The organism is Aerosakkonema sp. BLCC-F183 (assembly GCF_041929145.1).
Taxonomy (GTDB): domain Bacteria; phylum Cyanobacteriota; class Cyanobacteriia; order Cyanobacteriales; family Aerosakkonemataceae; genus Aerosakkonema.
On record NZ_JBHFNU010000040.1, the window covers coordinates 57942 to 77624 of the forward strand.

General features: G+C 43.6%; 16 protein-coding genes. 3 read left to right on the top strand and 13 right to left on the bottom strand.

All coding sequences use genetic code 11. From position 1 onward, the window contains the following. Positions 1–47 precede the first annotated feature (47 nt). The 10 genes from ACE1CD_RS09770 to ACE1CD_RS09815 form a co-directional block, all read right to left on the bottom strand. Positions 48–1112, bottom strand: a complete 1065-nt coding sequence (locus tag ACE1CD_RS09770) for an NAD-dependent epimerase/dehydratase family protein (protein WP_374823566.1) — start codon at positions 1110–1112, stop codon at positions 48–50. 201 nt (positions 1113–1313) lie between these two features. Beyond that, a complete protein-coding gene (locus tag ACE1CD_RS09775; protein ID WP_374796771.1) occupies positions 1314–2369 on the bottom strand; it encodes a glycosyltransferase family 9 protein in 1056 nt (351 codons plus the stop codon). Between the two features lie 69 nt (positions 2370–2438). Next, positions 2439–3176, bottom strand: a complete 738-nt coding sequence (locus ACE1CD_RS09780) for an FkbM family methyltransferase (protein ID WP_374796769.1) — start codon at positions 3174–3176, stop codon at positions 2439–2441. 51 nt (positions 3177–3227) lie between these two features. Further along, complete coding sequence (locus tag ACE1CD_RS09785; RefSeq protein ID WP_374823569.1) at positions 3228–4076, bottom strand: glycosyltransferase family 2 protein; 849 nt, start codon at positions 4074–4076, stop codon at positions 3228–3230. Positions 4077–4104: 28 nt separating this feature from the next. Beyond that, positions 4105–4914 (bottom strand): methyltransferase domain-containing protein, encoded by an 810-nt coding sequence (locus tag ACE1CD_RS09790; protein ID WP_374796765.1) that lies wholly within the window; start codon positions 4912–4914, stop codon positions 4105–4107. A 7-nt stretch (positions 4915–4921) separates the two neighbouring features. Beyond that, complete coding sequence (locus ACE1CD_RS09795) at positions 4922–6100, bottom strand: glycosyltransferase family 4 protein (RefSeq protein ID WP_374823571.1); 1179 nt, start codon at positions 6098–6100, stop codon at positions 4922–4924. Further along, entirely contained in the window at positions 6084–8327 is a 2244-nt protein-coding gene (locus ACE1CD_RS09800) for a CHASE2 domain-containing protein (protein ID WP_374796761.1), read from the bottom strand. Before ACE1CD_RS09800 ends, ACE1CD_RS09795 begins: the two co-directional genes overlap by 17 nt. Positions 8328–8394: 67 nt before the next feature. After that, positions 8395–9180, bottom strand: coding sequence for a DUF928 domain-containing protein (locus ACE1CD_RS09805; RefSeq protein WP_374823574.1), 786 nt, complete (start codon positions 9178–9180; stop codon positions 8395–8397). A 271-nt stretch (positions 9181–9451) separates the two neighbouring features. Further along, positions 9452–12076, bottom strand: coding sequence for a CHAT domain-containing protein (locus tag ACE1CD_RS09810; protein ID WP_374823577.1), 2625 nt, complete (start codon positions 12074–12076; stop codon positions 9452–9454). A 104-nt stretch (positions 12077–12180) separates the two neighbouring features. Then, positions 12181–15669, bottom strand: a complete 3489-nt coding sequence (locus ACE1CD_RS09815) for a filamentous hemagglutinin N-terminal domain-containing protein (protein WP_374823580.1) — start codon at positions 15667–15669, stop codon at positions 12181–12183. 179 nt (positions 15670–15848) lie between these two features. Between ACE1CD_RS09815 and ubiG the strand changes: the two genes are divergently transcribed. From ubiG to ACE1CD_RS09830, 3 genes are all read left to right on the top strand, one after another. Further along, complete coding sequence (gene ubiG / locus ACE1CD_RS09820) at positions 15849–16586, top strand: bifunctional 2-polyprenyl-6-hydroxyphenol methylase/3-demethylubiquinol 3-O-methyltransferase UbiG (RefSeq protein WP_374796753.1); 738 nt, start codon at positions 15849–15851, stop codon at positions 16584–16586. Positions 16587–16643: 57 nt separating this feature from the next. Next, complete coding sequence (locus ACE1CD_RS09825) at positions 16644–17528, top strand: alpha/beta fold hydrolase (protein WP_374823583.1); 885 nt, start codon at positions 16644–16646, stop codon at positions 17526–17528. 179 nt (positions 17529–17707) lie between these two features. Then, positions 17708–18433, top strand: coding sequence for a PleD family two-component system response regulator (locus ACE1CD_RS09830; RefSeq protein WP_374796749.1), 726 nt, complete (start codon positions 17708–17710; stop codon positions 18431–18433). Positions 18434–18459: 26 nt separating this feature from the next. Here the strand turns inward: ACE1CD_RS09830 and ACE1CD_RS09835 are convergent, their stop codons facing one another. From ACE1CD_RS09835 to ACE1CD_RS09845, 3 genes are all read right to left on the bottom strand, one after another. Further along, on the bottom strand, positions 18460–18993 hold the full coding sequence (locus ACE1CD_RS09835; protein ID WP_374823586.1) for an NlpC/P60 family protein: 534 nt from the start codon (positions 18991–18993) through the stop codon (positions 18460–18462). Between the two features lie 13 nt (positions 18994–19006). After that, positions 19007–19165, bottom strand: a complete 159-nt coding sequence (locus tag ACE1CD_RS09840; RefSeq protein ID WP_374796745.1) for a hypothetical protein — start codon at positions 19163–19165, stop codon at positions 19007–19009. Between the two features lie 74 nt (positions 19166–19239). Further along, a complete protein-coding gene (locus ACE1CD_RS09845; protein WP_374796743.1) occupies positions 19240–19674 on the bottom strand; it encodes a hypothetical protein in 435 nt (144 codons plus the stop codon). Between the last annotated feature and the right edge of the window lie 9 nt (positions 19675–19683).

Here is a 19683-nt window from a genome sequence, read left to right on the forward strand (position 1 = left end):
CAAACAACAATGATTGTCAATTCTCAGATCGTTAACTCGATCGACTGTTAAACCCATCGACTGACATTCTGGTTAAATATCTCTTTCAAAATTTCTGTAATACCATAGGTTAGATTCCATTCTGGGTAGTGACTTTTGAATTTATCAATATCGCTTATCCACCAGATATGGTCGCCAATTCGGTTTGATTCTTCATATACCCAGTTCAGCTTCTTTTCGGTAATTGCTTCGCACTCTTTAATCGCTTCTAACATTGAGCAATTACTACACCTACCTCCACCAATGTTGTATACCTCTGCTACGCGGGGATTTTGGTAAAAATGATAAAAAGCGTTGACCAAATCGTAGCTGTGAATATTATCGCGAACCTGCTTGCCTTTATAACCGAAAACTTTGTATGCTGTTCCGGTCATAGTGCATTTCATTAAATAAGAAAGAAAGCCATGTAGCTCAGCACCAGAGTGACTAGGCCCGGTTAAACAGCCGCCTCTAAAACTAGCTGTTTTCATACTAAAATAACGACCGTATTCCTGAACCAATACATCGGCAGCTACTTTAGAAGCTCCAAACAAAGAGTGTTTGCATTGGTCGATACTCATGTTTTCATCAATACCCTTGTTGTAAGGGTGGGTTTCTTCTATCTCCCAACGCAATTCTTTTTCAATCAACGGTAAATAATTTGGCGAATCTCCGTATACTTTGTTGGTGGAACAAAAAATAAATACTGCATCCGGGCAAATTTGACGGGTACTTTCTAGTAATACAAGAGTGCCATTGGCGTTGACTGTAAAGTCAGTGTAAGGATCGCGAGCAGCCCAATCGTGAGATGGTTGAGCGGCTGTGTGAATTATCAAACTAATATCTTTACTGTAGGTTTTAAATAGATTCTCGATCGCTTCTCGATCCCGAATATCTATGGAATGATGGATATATTTTTCCCCATAATCTTGTGAGAGGCGATCGCGGTTCCATTCTGTGGAAGCACCTTTCCCAAAAAACGTCTCCCGCATATTGTTGTCTATGCCGACAACTGTATATCCCTTTTCGCAAAAGAAACGTACTGATTCGGAACCAATCAGCCCAGCTGAACCCGTTACAAGAATTATAGTCATTTTTGCTTTACCTATCTCTTAAAAATAACTTCAATCGACTCAATCCTTTAGCAATTTTTGCTAATTCATAAATTTCTGCCTCCGTAACTGAAAGTAGTAGGCGATTTTACGATCTAGATGTAAACACTCAATTGTACTACATCCATTGCTGTGGTCTGATTATAATAGAGACTGCCCGATTAAACTACAAGTTGCTATAAATTAATTTCGGAGCAACTTGGCGATAATTTCCATAACCTCCGGCGGCGTATAAAGTTCCTGACGATCGCTCTCTTTACCATATATATGGCACATTCGATCGTAACCCCACAATGCCGCGTGCTGTTTAGTCGAAGGAAAACAATCTCCAAGCAAAACAACCGTAGGTATGGAGAAAGCAGCAGCGGCGTGCATCAACATACTGGAGTTGCAGACGACAAAATCAGCAGCAGCTACCAGAGCGAAAGTTTCCCGTAGTGTCAGATCTCCAGCTAAATTCCGCACCTCCTGTGAAATTGCGGCTAATTGTTGACCGGCAGAGCGATCGTGCTTTCCCCCAACGATAATAACTTCTAGATTGTCTCGCAGCGTCAGCATTTTTACCAGAGCTACGTAGTTTTCCAAAGGCCAGCACTTCTCGACAAAACCTCCCCCTGGCCCAATAACGATGCGCTGTAATGGTCGATCTGTTCGATCGCCTTTGGGTGACCACCGATGCTCGCCCGCCTGGAGTTCGCTCTCGCTCAGGAATATTTGCGGTCTGCACTCTGGCAATTGAGTCGCACCCAACAGTTCGGCAAAACGCAGAGCTGCACGACCGACGTTTTGCCACTCATCAAATTGCACGTACTTTTGCGTTGCTGTGTGTCCGCCTGCATATCCCCGTACCCCCAAACGATAGGGGATACCCGCCCTCATCATCAGCAACGAACCAAAATAGCTTCCTAAAATATCAATACCCACATCAAAACGCCGTTTTGTCAACTCCTCACTCTCAGATGAAAAAGCAATATAGTTGACTGCATCCCATAAACTTTGGTTAGGAATCACTTTATTGTTCCAGGGAGCGTTAACTGTCATTACTTCTGAAATATACGGATTTAGCTTCAGAATTTCGACGTTCCACTCGCCTACCCCAGCCACAATCTCAGATTCCGGGAACCGCAGCTTTAAAGCCTCAAAAAGCGGAGTTATTACTAATAGATCGCCAATATCGTTGTTTCGTAAAACAAAAATAGACTTGATTTTTTTCGGTGTATTTTTATGGTTGGTTATCATCTTGCTTACCAACCATACTATTCCATCTGCTACACTTCTTTTCAATGACATAAAACGGAAAAAATATTTTTACATATGTGTTGACCAAAGAATACCTACCGTACTCTGCCAATTTTCTTGGGGAGATATGCGGACGATCCGATGACCCGATCTTTCAATTAACTCTTGTAGCTCTTGAATAGTTTGTTTATCAAACAAATGATACTCCATACAAAAGTTTTGAGTACGTTTGAGTAGTTCGGTATTCTGGAATATTGACCACTCCGACCCCTCACAATCCATCTTCAACAAATCGATTTGACGCCCTTCAGCTACCTCAGAGGCACTTATACAATTGACAGGTAAGTTACCTTCTGCACCGATCTGCCCATTTGTAGAGTCAGATTTCGTATCCAGCATTACCACTCCTGTGCGATCGGTAACCGCATAAGGAAACACTTTTATATTAGTCATCTTTGCATTTTGTTCGAGCCAACTTAATGCTATTGGATTTGGTTCGTAGGCATATATATCAGCATCGGGAAACAGTAAGCTGCAAAGCTTGCTAAACATCCCTACATTCGCACCAATATCTACTATTACTGATGGCTTTAATTGTTTTGACCATTGAAAAATATCATAGCAATCCTGAACAATTACCTCTCCGTAACAAGTTGCCGACCCCAAATCGTTACCAGCAAATACCTGACAAGTTTTGCCGTTCGCTGCAATCCAATAAGGCGGACGAGCCATCGCCATTCTATAGTAGTTAAAGTTGGAGCGCAACAGGAGGTTTTTAAAGTAGTTTATCTTTTTTACGGTCTTCATTGTTACTCCTTTCAGGTGTTTATTAGAATATACAGCTTCGCAACTTTAGCTTTAATTTTTCTGCCAGCGCTTTTTGGCTTTGCCTATAATTTTAGGTAACTTCCACAATAAATCTAGGTTAAAATTCGAGTAGCGTAGCGATGCAAAACTATATCTGACAGCAAGTGCTGGATTAGGTTTAAAGAACAGGTTAAAACAAAGACTAGCATAAAGCTGGCTTTCAATGACATTGATGTTGTCTTGTCGCTTCACAGTAGTTTCATCAGCATAGTGTTTAATTAATGCACCGAGAACGCAACGACTGCGAAAGCCGTGGTAGTAGAGGTAGGCTCCAAACTCTAAGTAGCTAGATCCAAAGGGAAACCATTCCACCATTCTATGTCCTCGGTCAAAAACTTCTCTGGGATAAATTGTAGCGCCATCAGCGATCGCCCAATTATCATCAACATCTGTCACTTCACCAGCCACTCCAGATGGGTATAATTGGCTTGCTGTTTGAGAAATCCCACAATACTCCCCATTGATAAAACCTATTTCTCCAGTTGTCCAGATAGATTTGGGATCGGAGCAAACAGCTACCATACACCGCTCCATATGTCCATCTGGCAAGACGTGATCGTCATCCATCGTGCGAATATGCGTACCCTGACAAGCTAAAGCAGTATAATTTCGATTGGCATAAAGACCGCGACGCGGCCCAATAATATAGCGGCAGTTCCAATGCTTTGCTACTGCTTCTGTTTTGGGTGCTAATTCAGGATCGGAATCATCGGAAACTACTACTTCAAAAGGTTGAATACTTTGCGATCGCAAACTTTTTAAACAACGCTCCAAACTCTCCGGTCTGTTTCGAGTTACTAATGCTACGCTTAAGTTTATTTCAGCCGATTTATGCACCATAAAATTAGAAGATTAGTTAATCCCTGCCTTATTTAATTTTTTTTATAAAAAAAGCCTCTAGCGTATCCCCCATATTTAAATTTTTTACTCCCCATTTCAGCATTTTTTTGACTCCGTAAAATTTATCTTTTTTGGTAGCATGATGTATCGGACAGCAAAATTTAGATATTTCAAATTCATGCTTAGCGAATAACTCAATTAAAGTCTTTTCTGTAAAATGCCAAAAATGTTCTTGAGGATACCATCCTGCCCAATTGACAGACCTGACAAAAACAGAGTTGTATCGCGGTACTGTTACATAAAATATACCATTTGGCTTAAGCACTCTCCAAATTTCATCTAATGTTTCTGGCAAATTGGGTATGTGTTCAAGTACGTGATGAGCTTGTATGACATCAAAGTAGTTAGATGGAAAGTTGCACTCTTCCAGAAGCATATCTCTGATATCTCTACCTAAGCTCTTGCCATAAGCTGCGGCTTTACTTAATAGTTCTATTCCAATAGATTCTTTGACTCCAAATTGTGCAGCCATTTCCACTAGCTTCCCGGTGTAACAACCAATTTCTAGTATCTTTGTGGAGTCGTTTAAATACGGCTTTAATTGGTTAATTCTATAGGCGCTCTCTTCCAGATAATTGATGTAGTCGTCCTCATGTATCTCTACTTCGCTATCTTTATCAACTTCTACAGGTGCTGGGTTTGTCATTACCAATCCACATGACAAGCATTTGAGTGCTTGAAATGGCACGACTTTTCCATTGGCGGTAAAATAAGAATAATTACCTTCAATAACTATATCAAACTTTTCCGAGCCGCAAATACATACAGGATTGCTCATTGTAGATTTATTCCTTTAAATCAATGTTTTTATTTTGGGCTGATAATTCAGCAAATATTTTGGCAATTTGCTGGCAATTCATAATAGCATCAAATTGTTTTTTGGCAATTTCTCTACCTGCTTGACCCATTGATAATCTGAGATTGGGATCGTTAATTAATTTAAGGATCGCTTCTCGCAAGGCTGTGCGATCGCGCGGTTTCACTGTAAACCCATTCACCCCATCCTGGACTAATTCTGGCACTGCCATAACTGTAGTACCAATACAAGGCAAACCTGCTGCCATCGCTTCTGTAAACACTATTCCATACACTTCCTCATGAGTAGGCATAACAAATATATCAGATGCTGTATATAACTTTATAATTTCTGGAGAAAATGCACCAATACCTCGATGGATTCTGACATTCGTTGTACTATTTAAGTTGAAAGAGGCATTCGTAACAATATCAAGTTCGCATATATCGCTGAGAGATTCCATAAAGACTGCCAGGACATCTTCTCCGCCTTTACGTACAAAGTCATTGCCGACAAATAGCAGGCGAGGCTTACTATGAGTAGATTTTTCTTGAGGGCTTATGCCAAAGAAAAGCTCTAAAGGCACACCTGGATGAATGTGAGTAACTTTTGTTGGTGAAATACCATAATCATCAATTACAGAGCGTCGCGCTCGTTCTGACCAAGTAATGATATGGTCTGCTGCTCTAAAACATTGACGCTCAACTTCTACGATCGGTCTACAAGTAATAGGAGATGGAAATGGTCGATCCCTTGAGAGTAAAGCTGCGGTGTTGTCTATTGAAACTACAGAGGGAAACTTTTTTAATAGGGGAGCGGCAAGGTAGGCAATTGCTTGGGTATGAAGGTGAAGAACATCTGGCTGGTAATTTTTTAAAGCGCGTTCTAAACAGCGACGTGCAAAAAATGATGTGGCTAGCTCAGTCCGAAATCTGTGAAAGTCATAATCTACTTTGTGAGCGCCAGGTAGCTGTTTGCTGAGCAACCAGTAAAGCAATCTACCCAAAAAATCTCCCTTGAAGTAATCTGGTAAATGCAATGAGTTAAACTCAATTTCTTGAATATGTTCTTGAAATGTTTTTTCCAATATATTCTGATAAGTAGCGTGCCCCATTATGTAATGATTCAGGCTCAAGACTTTAATTATTTTTTCAGTTTGCATTTCCATAGCTGTTATAAATTTGGTTGATTATCGCTTTTGCCTCCGGCGAAATATTAGTAAACACAATGTAATAATTATTTTCTTCATATCTAATTTTTCTCAAAACTTTGCCATAAATATCTCCAACTATTGTTGTTCGATCCGAGCCGATTAAGAAGCTCATCTTAATATTATCTTCTCGTGCTTTCAGCATAATATCTGAACGCAGTTCAGCACCTTTGGTTGACAGTTTAACTAAGCTTCCTTTGGACGTACTGCCATCCAAATGCTTATCTTTCAGAACGCCATACTGTACGGGTAATTCATCTTTTAGTTTGATAAGTAAATCTTCTTGCTTGGGCAGTTTGAGGTTGTACTTACCACCGATACCTCCTACTTCATAAATGGTGATAGGCTCGTTAAAACCTTTTGGCTGTGCTGGGAAATCCCCATCTACTTGTAGGATGTCACCTATATCTTTAAGGGTATCCTCGGAAATCAAAATTTCGCCCCCCAGTGTGTAAGATTCTATACGAGCAGTTAGGTTGACATGGCTACCGACTACACCATACTTAGCGCGTTTCGATGAACCGATATTTCCTACTACCACTTCACCTGTGTTGATGCCTATACCCATTTCTATTTTGGGCAAGCCCAAGCGATCGTTTTTTTGGTTAACAGTATCCATAGCCAGTTGCATGGCTATGGCGCAAGCAACTGCTCTTTCAGCATCATCTTCTCTCTGTGTTGGGGCTCCAAAAAGAATCAAAATGGCATCGCCGATGAACTCGTCAATGGTTCCCTGGTACTTGACAATCACATCAGCCATATCCCCCAAGTAGATGTTTAACATCGAAACGACTGTTTCCGGTGGCAAACGTTCGGATACGGCGGAGAATCCTCTTAAATCTGACATTAAAATCGTAATTTTACGTCTCTCGCCGCCCAACTTCAATCCTTCGGGCGACTCAAGCAAACTGGCTACTACTTCATCGGTGAGGTAGCGACTAAAAGTGTTGCGAATTTCTCCTGCTGTACGGGCAATATAACCGGTAATGGCGATCGTAGATCCTGCAAAAGCCAGTACTGGAGGAACGACAGGAATCCACCAACCTCGCAGGAATGCCAAGTATGCGATCGACACTATACTTCCGACTGCCAACAGCATACTAGCCGTTCTTCTAATGGAAAATTTGGCAACTCCTCCCTTATATCGGCGTATCCAACTTAAAATAGCACCAACACTGGCAGCAGCAAAAATCCACAGCCACTCCAACCACTCTGGCCAACTTTTGATTAAGGGACGACCTTCTAGTGCGGCGCTCAAAATCGCGCTTGTGAGATTGGCATGAACTTCTACTCCAGAAGTTCGCTTGGGAATGCCGATGATACTGCTGCTGTAAGGAGTGTAGAGGAGATCGTTGAGGCTGTCTGCTGTTGAGCCGATCATCACGATGCGATCGCGCATCAAGTCGGACGGGATGCGATTCTCCAGTACATCCATCAAAGACACGCTCTTGAAAGTGTCAGCCGGCCCGCGAAAGTTTAGCAGAATCTGATATCCTCTGGCATCAGCGCTTACATAGCCGCCATCATTCGCTTCAAAAGGAACAAACACAGTTTGACCCAATTGCAAATTCGCTGGATTTAGCGCCGCACCTTGAGGTTTAATGCCTTTTCTCTCAAGATAAATGAGAGCCAATCTCAGCGCCAAACTCTCTATGGTTTCGTCACGTTTTGAAATGTACAGGAAATGCCGACGGATCTTGCTATCCGTATCCAATGGTATATCGTTAGCCCCAATTTGATTCTTCGCTTGCAGCGCCTGCGGTGGGTCTACAGCAGGGCCACTGGAACCTCCAACCATTTTCTTGATGCCAATCAAGTTGGGTGTGGAATTATACACCTGTACCAATTCTTTATTTCCAGGCTCAACAGGCAAATCGCGATAGATGTCCAAACCAATTGCTATGGGTCGCTGTTGTTTAATTTTATTGAGTAATTTGGCCAATACGTCATCGTGAATTGGCCACTGCTTTAATGTTTTTAGGTCTGTCTCGGTAATGCCGACAATCACAATGCGATCGTCCGGTTGCTCCTGGGGACGCAGGCCAATAAATCGATCGTAAGCTGACCATTCCAACAGCTGCAAAAGTCCGGCAAAGCGCAAAAGTATGATTAATCCAGCCACACTGGGAGCTGTAATAAATACTCCGCGCCATTCCCAAATTTGCCGTTTCAGCTTAGACCACATAAACCTACCACTTTGCTAATCGGTAATTGGCAATCGGCTCGTACAATTGACTTTTGACACTTACCAATCACCTGTTGGCAGTGCAGCAGTCAACCAGGGGCTTTTCGACTACGGGATCTAGTCCGACTGATTTGAGGAGTTTTTGCCACTGACGTGCCAGCGTAGAGTCTTCAGGATTGTCGCGGCGTAGCTCAACTAAGGTGGTGAGCGAGTCCTGCCAAATGCCTGCTGCTGCATATAAGCCGGGTCGATCGCTCGGTGTCGCCTTCTCCAGATCCTTCACCAAAGTTGGGCTGGGTTCGGTTCGCTCGATCCATCCGTCTACAAAAACATTCCCACTTTTATCATCTGGTTTTCCGCCAGGACAAACCATGATCAGATACCAATGATACGATTGATTCACTGCTAAAGGTGCTAACTCGCTCGGTAAAGTAAAACTGATAATACCGGAAGTAGCAGGAATTCTAAAAGTTTTTATCCACAACGTCTTTTCATTGGCATCTCGCAGCTCGAACTGCAATGCCTTTGCCGTGGATTGAGGAATATACCAATATAGTGTCGGATACTCTGCGGTCGTCAATGACAAGTTATTAGAAGGCATCAAAGCTCTCAGAGACTCTGCCGACTCCACGCATTCTCCCCGCGTTGCCCCTCCCGCAGTTGTACTCGGTGCCTGTCGGTTGGGAGGTACATATGTCTGACTGACTACCCAGCTGTTGGGGGATGTTTGGGTTGTGGTGGCTCGATCGTACTGCGCCTCTAACCTCGCTAGCGAAGTTGGAACGATCGCACTTTGTAAACCTACAGCCACCAGCAGGGTGCTGAGAGTTAAGGGTAACTTAATCACATTCATATTAGGTAAAATTGCATCCCACTCATTTGACTTTAAAAGCTAGACTCTGGTTTCACATATTTTGGCTATCTGTTTTTAAAGTTACATCAAACCTAGCTACCAAGCAGAATCTGCAATTTTGTGAAAATTTGTCGGTTTTTCACTATTGACAGGAGCGACCTCACCCCCCCAACCCCCCTCTCCGCCACGGAGAGGGGGAAAGTAATATTTAGGGGGTCGGGACAAATTTTGACTTTTGACTTTTGACTTTTGACTTTTGACTCCCTTTTCTTCAAAGCCAATTTCCCACCAGCACGAAGGGTGCCCAGTAATAGGGATGCTTGTAAGTGGGATTGTTGAGCAGATTTAGCTGAGCGCGGCGGAGAGCTTCGGCTTTACTGATTCCTGCTTGAGATAGCTCTCGGTAGAATTGAGTCATCAACTCGGATGTGGCGGCATCGTTGACCGACCACAAAGAGGCGATCGTACTCCTTGCTCCAGATCGCACCGCCATTCCTGCCAGTCCCAAGGCAGCTCGTTTATCTCCGGTCGCCGTTTGGCAGGCACTCAGAACCAACAACTCGATCGGTTTCGATTCGCCTTTCAATCTTACTTCCAGTAATTCATCAAACTCTTTGACGTTAATTTTATTATCCCAGGTGAGAATAAAAGTTTCCTCAGCATTGGAACTAAACTGACCGTGAGTTGCCAGGTGAACGACTGGGAAAGCAGTTTCCTTAATCTCTTTTTGGAGGGTGTTGCTGGTAAACTGCCCATTCAAGAGTACGGTAGTTGGCACTTCTGCACTGATTTGGCTCAATTCCGTTTTTACCGCAGGTAGTGCCGAAAAGTTTTGACGAGCTTCTGTCAGTCCCGCAGTTAGTACCCGGAACGATCGCTGTTTCAAAGTTCTGGGCTCTAGCAGTTGCAGACCTGGAGTGACGGCGATGCGGTATTTCTCCACCAAAAACTGATTACCGTCGTAGAGGACTGCCATCGGCAGATTCCGCATCGAGCCATCGGGTATGAATACTAGAGTTTGAATTCCGTTTTTAGCTAAATCTGCCTCCGCCGGACGAATCAACCAATCGTAAAATTGTTGGGAAAGGCGCAAACGCTGGGAGGTAGAAGCAACCGGGCTGAGGGATTGGCGCAGTTGGTCTATAGAGCTTTCCACTTTGTCATTTGGCATCGCTGTTGCGTAGTGGCGCAAGGGTTGCCCAGGTATGTTGAGAATTACCTCTAATCTGTCTGCCAAAATAATCGGATAAATGACGGCGGCGGTGGGGTCAATTCGATCGATCGCCACTGGTTTGGCGTCTAAACAGGATTCCCGAAAGAAGTTGTCTAATTCTGCCAGTTGCAGAGATTCGATAACCTTACGGGCTTTGTCGATGGGATTTTGACTTGTAGCTTCCTGGCTTTGGTTTTCCGGTTGTAAAAGCAGTCCCACTAACTCTCGGTAAACTGGTTCGACGCTATCCCGGAAGGAGAATTGTACGTCTTGATTGATCGCTACTAAGTCGCTACGTAAGGATTGTAAGGTGTTGACTGCTTCGGTATAGGCGGCGATCGCATCTTTTATTTTTCCTTCCTTTTGCAGCAGTTGTCCCAATTGCCATTGCCACTGGTAAGCAATATCCCCAGCATTAATCGCCTGCGCGATCGACAAAGCTTGCTCGGTTAATTCTTTTGCATCCGACCATTGTTGATTTTCTCTATACAAACTGCCAAGATTGCCGAGAGAGTAACTTTTTGCTCGTGCGTCTTTGAGGCTTTCCGCTTGTTGGACAGATGTTACTAACAACTGTGCCATATCTTTGGTCAGTTTTACCTTGTCGATCGCATCCGGCAAAGCATTTTTCTTTAACAAATTTTTCATGCTTTGAGCTAAGTTAATCCTGGCATAGATACCCGCTCGCGTCGCCGGTAAATTATTCACCTGGGACTGAATTTGCCCTAACAAACTTTTGGCATCTTCTAAATGCTTTTGTTCTAGCAATAGGCTTAGTTGATTCAGCGTCGCCTGGACTTGCGTAAGCTCGGAAGTAGATGTGCTAGCAGCTTCTTGATAAAACTTTAGCGCTGCTGCCGCGTCTTGCTGGATGCGAGATGTATTGCCCAAACTTAGCAGCGTTTCGCCGATGTCTGGCGTGGATTGCAATCTCTTGGCAATCTCCAAACTTTGTTGCAATATTTCGCGGGAGCGTTTTAAATCTCCCACTTGTCTGAGGGCGTTACCCAAACTCCGCAATCCTATAGATTTGAGCAGGGAGTCTGGCTCTTTTTGGAGGGTTTGCTCCACCTCTTGTAAGGTAGCGGAAGCGCGACGATACAAGCCCAAGGTTTGCATTGCTTGAGTTTGGTTAATCAGGCTACCGATCGCACCTGCGCGATCGCCTGCTTTTGTGTATGTTGCAGCAGCTTGTTGCCAAATAGCCAAAGCTTCTTCCGCATTTCCCTGCGCCAATTCCAAATTACCTTTGGCGTTTAATGCTTGTGCCAAAATCAGTGCTGAGTTTTGATTTTTGGCTTGTGAATTATTGAGGAGATTGAGACTTTTTGATATAGCTTCTTTTGCTTCTTTCCACTGTCCGAGTTGCTGAAGAGCTAACGACAGCATTGTCGATGCCCTTGCTTGATTCAGCGTATCCTTTTGAGCTTCAAAATTTGATGCTGCTGATTGCCAAGCTTGGGCAGCGTCGCTAAATTGTCCGGCTTGGTAAAATTGTTTGCCTTGTTCCAGCAAATTCTCTGCTTTGCCGCTATCATTGGCAGATTTAACCAAAGTCTCTACTGATTGGTTTTGCTGATTTAAATAACCACTATTTTCAGTTGAAATTGCTGGTAAAGATACGCAGATAGACAGCGACAATATAAATAAACCAAACAACAGAAAATGGAAACGTTTAAGCATAAACTTTATTTAAGTAATTTGACGATGAAGTTGAAATATCGATTTGTTTTGAGTTTTCACAAGTTTGGCAAAAATATTTAAAATTGAAAACTCAAAAGACCATATTATTTACAGCCAGGTGTTGTTAACGCAGGACTGTTAGCTGTGGCAACAGGAACTTGGGCAGTCAGTACTATTTTGCCATCGGCACTCCTCTTCCATCCTTGCGCTTCGACAATTTGGGAAGAGAGAGAGGTAGAGGAAAGAGGAAAAATATGAATACTTCCGCTTCTCCACTCCCCCGCTACCCCATTTCCCCGCTCTCCCACTCTCCCACTCTGTCTCTCCCCAGTTCGCAGATCTACCCAAACGCCCTCACTGTTAAGATAACTCTTAGGATTTGGGGGTAAACCTCCCCGTCCGGTAACGACAAATTGATTTCCTTCACGGCGCGGACAACTTTGGGCAACTTGATTTTCCGTATTGACAACATCGGTTGACAACTCGACTAAACCTTGACTGGGATCGACATCGGGGGTATTAATCGTCACTTCTCCGTTCAACGAGGGGTCTTGTTGCGATATGGCGGTGATATCGCTGGTAGTGTCGCTTTGTACCTCGCGTCGCGCTATGCCAAAAACTCCCTTAGCGTTAATTTGAATATAACCGCCGCTGCCGTTGTTAGAGTTGGCTGAAATATCGCTGTTTGCCAAGCCGACGAGGTTGCTGGTGTTAATTGTGATATTGCCACCATCACCACGGATATCTTGGCTACCGGTGGCGGTGGCGGTGATTTTGCTGCTGTTTTGCATCAGCAATAAGTCTTCTACTTGTAAGGTAATGCTTCCACCATTACCCGATTTGGTCTCAGCGGAGATAGTTGCGCTGTCAAGCTGAAGATTGCTGACTTTTACTATTGTGTCCCCAGCTTTTCCAAGCTCATTGGATTCAGTTGTCAATCTTGCACCATCCGTTAAGGAAAGAGATTGAGCTGTAATATCGATGATGCCGCCATTACCCTCATAATTTGAATCGCTATAAATTCTCGTGCTATTACCTGCGATTTCGACAGGGCCATCAACATTTATGATGATGTCGCCGGCATCTCCCTTTCCCAGGCTGCCAGCATCAAGTGAACTATCTGTCAAGGAAAAAGTTTGAGCTTTAATCTCTATATTTCCAGCTTTTCCTTCTCCAAAGGTGTAGCTTGCCAGCCGAGTGTTGCTCAAAGTCACCGCGCTGCCTTCGATTGTAATTGTACCACCATTGCCAGCGCCCTTTCCTTCTTTTACTTCTTGAGGGCTGGAGCCGGTGTAAATGGAGCTATTTGCGATCGAAATCGTGTCGCTTGCTTTTACAGATACGCTTCCAGCTTCTCCTTTTCCAGAACTAGAGCTGTTGATGCTGCTGCTATCTGCAAGCGTGACTGTATTGCCAGCGTCAACTATCACGTTTCCGGCTTCTCCTTCTCCAAAGGTACTGGCTTGCAAGCTGCTAGCTTCGCCATTGGTATCAAAACTGTTTTTGGCTGCTTTTCGATCCTGCAATATTTCCTGTGCTTTGTTAACTCGATCGAAATAACTCGGATCGAAGCCAGAAATATTAACGCTGTCATCAGCATTAATATTGATGTTACCGGCAGTACCAGTGTTGTAGGTTATGGTCAGAATTTGTCCGCCACCTGTTATCGTGACAGAATTATTAGCAAAGATGTTTATATTCCCTCCATTGCCATTACTTTTGGAGCGGGAACTCAAAACTCCTCCATCTGATATTGTTAAGTTGCCAGTTTGGATTTCAATATTACCGCCATTACCGCTGTTTCCTTCGATCGATTCATTGGTATCGGTAAACAAACCGCTAGATTTTCCACCTTGAACACTATTCTCAATTACTTGGAATGGACTGATGCCAGAAATTGTGAGACTATCATTGGACACTACAAAAATATTGCCTGCGTTTCCAGAACCAGAAGTTGTCGCTTCCAATCGCGAGCCACCTGTGAGGGAAAATGAGTCCGAAAAAATCACAATGTTACCGCCAGTACCCTTGCCAAAAGTTTGAGTACTGAGGAGAACTTCATTTGATAGGGAGATTGAGCCAGCAAACATATAAATAAAACCTGGCTGTTCAAAATTTTCCTCATGATTATTGCTTGAAGATGGATTAGTCTCGGCAATTCCAGAGTAATTTTCTGCTTTAATCTTGGTGTTTGCAATTGCCATTGAATTTCTGGCAATGATAAAAATATATCCGGATTCTCCGCCACGAACAGAAGTATTGTTGGCATTATCGTTTGCATAGGCATCGCTAGAAATATTAGTATCTGCAATATTTATGCGCTCGCCAGCATAAATCTCTACGAATCCAGCCTTCCCACCACCGTAGTTACTGCTCGATATCCTAGACTTATCGATATTGACATTATCAACCTGTACAATTATATTTCCGGCATCTCCTTCTCCATTGTTGCTAGCATCGATTTGTGCAAGGTCTTTCATAATCAGGGAACCGCTCCCTTTGATGTTAATGCTACCGCCATCTCCTGTGCTACCGAAGTTGATGTTGTTTTCAATTCGGCTAGCAGATATCGTGATTGTCCCGGTCGCATTCAGGGAAATATCTCCCGATCGATCTTTGGCGACACCTGAATTTCCGGTTGTTCCACCGGTGAGGAGATTCCCGGCTGCACTATTGCCTAGAATATCTATATTGCGAGCGTTGATGGTAATGCTGCCGCCTTGATTGGAAATTACATTAATTCCCGAACCATTAGTTATTAAAATATCGCTAAACTCTATGGGTGTTTCGCTTGTTGTAGGGTCGGGGAAACTCAAGCTGAAATCAGGATTTAATGTGACTGTTCCGGAGGCGATCGCACCTAATTCTACTCGACCCCCCGGCGCTTGTAAAATCCCTCCATCTAACTGTACCTGTCCGCCGACCAGCGCGAGGGTATTCCCCGGTTTTACTTCTAAGGGATTCAGGTCGCTCTCAAAACTTTTGAATGCCACATCCGGAGCTCCACCTTTCCCCTGTACGGTAATGCTGCCTGAGTTTTGACCGAATTGCAAGCCGATCGGTACGCTGACTGTCAGCAAAGCTGGCGTTTGTCCCACGTTAGTGCCTAACTCGCTACCGTCAGCAAATTTGATGCTACGCGCAACACTCGCCAAAAATGAGCCATTGATGTCCAGACGTGCATTTGGCCCAAAAATAATGCCGTTGGGATTGAGGAAGAAGAAGTTGGCGACGCCGTTGGGATTAGTTTGCAGCAAGCCGTCAATTCGGGAAATTGAACTACCCGTCACCCTGGTGATGATGTTGCGGATATCTACAGGGTTATCGAAAAAAGCTGTACCGTTAGTGGGTATAGAAAATTGCTGAAAGCTGTGGAACAGGTTCTCTCCCGCTCTGGTTCCGCCAGTAATGGTGTTAGTATCGCCGTTAGGGGTAACTACGGAGTTGACTGGCAGGCTGCTATCGGGGACAATCTGCGCCATTGTCACCGCAGGGAAAAGTAAGAACGTCCAAGGCAACATCCAGGTAATGGGACGAGCAATTAGGGAAAATAAGGCGCAATTTGTTCCGTTTTTCCTTTGCTGCTCTGGCATAATAAATCTTTCTTTGGGGGGATGCTTTAGTTTATCTCAAATTAAGGTTAAGATATTTTACAATTCAGTCAAAGCAAACCAGCTTTTCACTAGCGATTTCTATCGTGAATATCGCTTAGTAAGGAAGCGCTTGCAATAGTCTGGCAGAGCAAACGCTTGTTTTCTACAATTCTGGAAAGATGAAAAGGAATAACTTGGAATTTTACGATGAAAGTGCGGATGCTTGGTGGCAGGAAGAGTCAAAGATATACGCACTCTATCATTTGAATAAGCCGCGTTTTGAGTTCTTCGATCGCTACATTTCAAATTGGCAGGGGTTGAAAGTGCTGGATGTCGGTTGCGGTGGGGGATTTTCCTGCGAGTTTATGGCAGAAAGAGGTGCAGTAGTATCGGGGTTAGACCAATCGGCAAAATGTGTTGAAATCGCTCAAAAACACGCAGATAGTAAAGGATTTGCGATTGACTATAAGTCTGGATTGGCAGAAGCAATGCCTTATGAAGCTAACACATTTGATGCAGTCATATGTGTTGATGTTTTGGAACACGTAGCGGATGTCAATAAAGTAATTGCTGAAATTCATCGGGTCTTGAAGCCAAAAGGGTTATTTTTCTTCGATACAATCAACAGAAATTTTAAATCTAAATTTGTGATGATTTGGCTGATGGAAAATATTTTGGGCGAGATTAAACGAGGGATTCATGATTGGAATAAGTTTATTAAGCCAGAAGAAGTGACAGAAATAATGAGCGAGCAAGGGTTCGGAAACATCGATATTAAGGGTTTCGATCTTTTCGGAGAAGCATTAAAGCTAAACATGGCTAGTTATAGAGAATATAAAGAAACGGGTATGGTGAAAGTAAAAATAAATGATGATACCTCAATTATGTATATCGGGAAAGCAGAAAAAGTGACCTAAAATATTAGGAATACATAATTCCAATTAGCAGGATTATTTCAAGGTACGCTCAGATTCATGTTTGCCAATCTTCTCCCTCAGTCCGTCGCGCAGCTAACAGAGTCCGCCTCGATCGCCCTCGCTCAAAATATTGAGAGTATGGCGATTTCTACCCCTTTAAGCGAACTGCCAATCCCAACAACCTACGTTCGCCAGGGTAGCGGTGGGACGCCGATCGTCTTATTGCATGGTTTCGATAGTTCGGTGTTCGAGTTTCGTCGCTTGCTACCGTTGCTGGCGGCGGAAAATGAAACTTGGACGGTGGATTTGCTGGGTTTTGGGTTTACGGAAAGAGTTACTGGTTTGCCGTTTAGTCCGAGTGCGATCGCTACTCATCTATACTACTTTTGGAAAAGTGCGATCGAGCAACCTATAATTTTGGTGGGCGCTTCAATGGGAGGCGCGGCGGCAATTGATTTTACCCTCACTTACCCCCAATTAGTGAAAAAACTGGTGCTAATTGATAGCGCTGGCTTGACAAAAGGGCCGGCTATTGGTAAGTATTTATTTCCACCTTTAGGTTATCTGGCTACTTCGTTTTTGCGGAACCCGAAAGTGCGGGAAAAAATTAGCAAAAATGCTTATCGAGATGAAAATTTAGCTTCTCCCGACGCCCAACTGTGTGCGGCATTGCATTTAGAAATGCCCGCTTGGGATGCAGCTTTGATCGCTTTTACGAAAAGTGGCGGTTACGGATTTTTTGGCGATAAAGTTTCGCAAATTCAGCAGCCAACTCTGATTTTATGGGGAAAGTGCGATCGCATTTTGGGTACTCGCGATGCCGAAAAATTTGCCAAAGCCATCCCCCACAGCAAACTCATTTGGATCGAAGATTGCGGACACGTTCCACACTTGGAAAAGCCGCAACTCACTGCAAAGCACATTTTGGACTTCCGCAGTTAGGGTATCACACCCCTCTCCTTGCAGGAGAGGGGCTGAAGGAGAAGTATCCCTTGCAGTAGTGCCATTTCCGGGAAATTACTGAGGTAGTGATAAGAAATTTCCTCAAAGTGGGTAAATTTAATCTAAAAACCGGCAGATAAATCTGCGGATATTACCCAAATTCCCCCTAACTAAGAATTATGAGTACAGTTCTCGTTGTAGAAGACTCTCGCAGCCAGCGGGAGTGCATCTCGCACCAGCTAGCGTGGTGGGGACTGAACGTTATTCAAGCGTCCGATGGCGTCGAAGCATTAGAGAAAATTCAGCAAAATAGTCCCGATTTGGTGTTGCTGGATGTGGTAATGCCCCGAATTGATGGTTACAATGTTTGCCGTTTGCTCAAAGCTAACCCGGAAACCCGCAACATACCTGTTGTATTTTTAACAGTAAAGGTACAACAACTGGCTCTTGATGGTGCTATAGAACTTGCAGAGGCATATATTAGTAAACCTTGGCAACCGAGAGAACTCATTGGTACGGTAAAACGAGTTTTGTTAGACACCCAAAGTTGGGTTGAGAGTGTTTCTGCCGATGCTTGGACAGAATACGGCATTTTAAATTTAAACTTGATTAAACTATACGAATGTCGCGCTGATGCTTGGACGAAATACGGTTTGCAAATAACCAGGTTTTATGAGGATGCCCTTTCTGCTTTTAAACAAGCGTTAGAAATGGATATCCATCATTCTAAGGCGACTAAATACAAAGCTACTTTGGCAAAAGACTGGGCTATTTTGCGGCAAAAGTTAGAGGAAACTAAGCCCTGCCAAGTATGCCAGTATTACTATGGAAAGGATGGCATAAACTGCGCTGTGTACCCTTGCGGTCGTCCGGAAGAACTGTGTCGCGACTGGAACTATCGGTGATTAATAGCAAGCGAAGGCTGTTCTGTTCAGCCTGTCTCAAACTGTCGCCACTGTAATATATTAACAGGAATTCTAAACCAGATATTGCTGGGATCGGGTACTTTGACCTTAATTACTTTTCGATAGTTGGGGTCTGCCTCGATCCAAACGTTATTCCCTATGTAAGCTAAGATATGTACGCCGTCTGTTGTAACCGCCATATCTCCTGTTTGGATTTTGGAATTATCTAACTCGTTAATACTGGGAGCTTGATACAGAAATTTTGTCCAGTTTCTGTATTCTTTTCCTAAAGCTTCGGCGGAAGCATCGTACCACCACAGCAAAAATGCTTCTCGGATTAATTTAGGATTAAAAGGTAGCAATCCCATTTTTAAATTAGCGTTTATTAACCCACGGCGTACCAAACCGGAGCAGTCGATTCCAAATTTGTTTTCGCCACCCCACAGATATACCGATCCTTCGTAGTAACTGAGTTCTTGTACATATTTTTGGCGGAGGATGCTTCCATCTACTTGATAACCAGGCAGGATAATTATGCTGCTGACTATTAAAGCGAACAAAAAACACAAATATCTAATGCTCTTTTTGTTCCAGAATAAAAATAGCGCTCCCAGCCAAAGGTACAAACAAAGCAGAACAGTAATTAAGCGGAATATGCCATAGCTGATGGGGTAAATAAGTAAAACTATCAACAGAAACCAAGCCCAACTCCACCACAGGAATAAGAGCCATCGCTTGATTTTTGGGAATCGCATTTCGATCGCTCCTAGAATTAGGGCTGCTCTGAAACTCTACGAGCTGGATGTTTATAACTTGATCTGCTCGCACATCCGCTGCTCTAAACGTTCTAGTAAAGTATCGACATCTGCGGCAGCTTGTTCAAAACAAATAGGTGGCGAGGGTTCCGGTTCAAACTGAACTAGCTTTAATTGGGCGTTACCTATGCCGATCAGCAAAACTTCCTGTTTGGGATTGTGAGCGTCTAAAATGCCCAGAATCTCTTGCAGTCTGTTCTCAACTTTGTCGTTGAGGGCTTCAATAGCCTGTCTGGGACAATAGACAAAATGAGGGGTTGGTTCCAGGTCTATCCCTAAAGTATTTTCGTAGTTTTCTCCCCTTTCCACAAATAGTCCCCAAGCTAAAGCAGCCAATTCTTGCTGATTTGCTTTGACGAAATCATTTAACTGATGTCGCCAGTTGTTTTCACCCCGATCGGTCTGGATACTATCGAACATCACCATTTTCTGAAT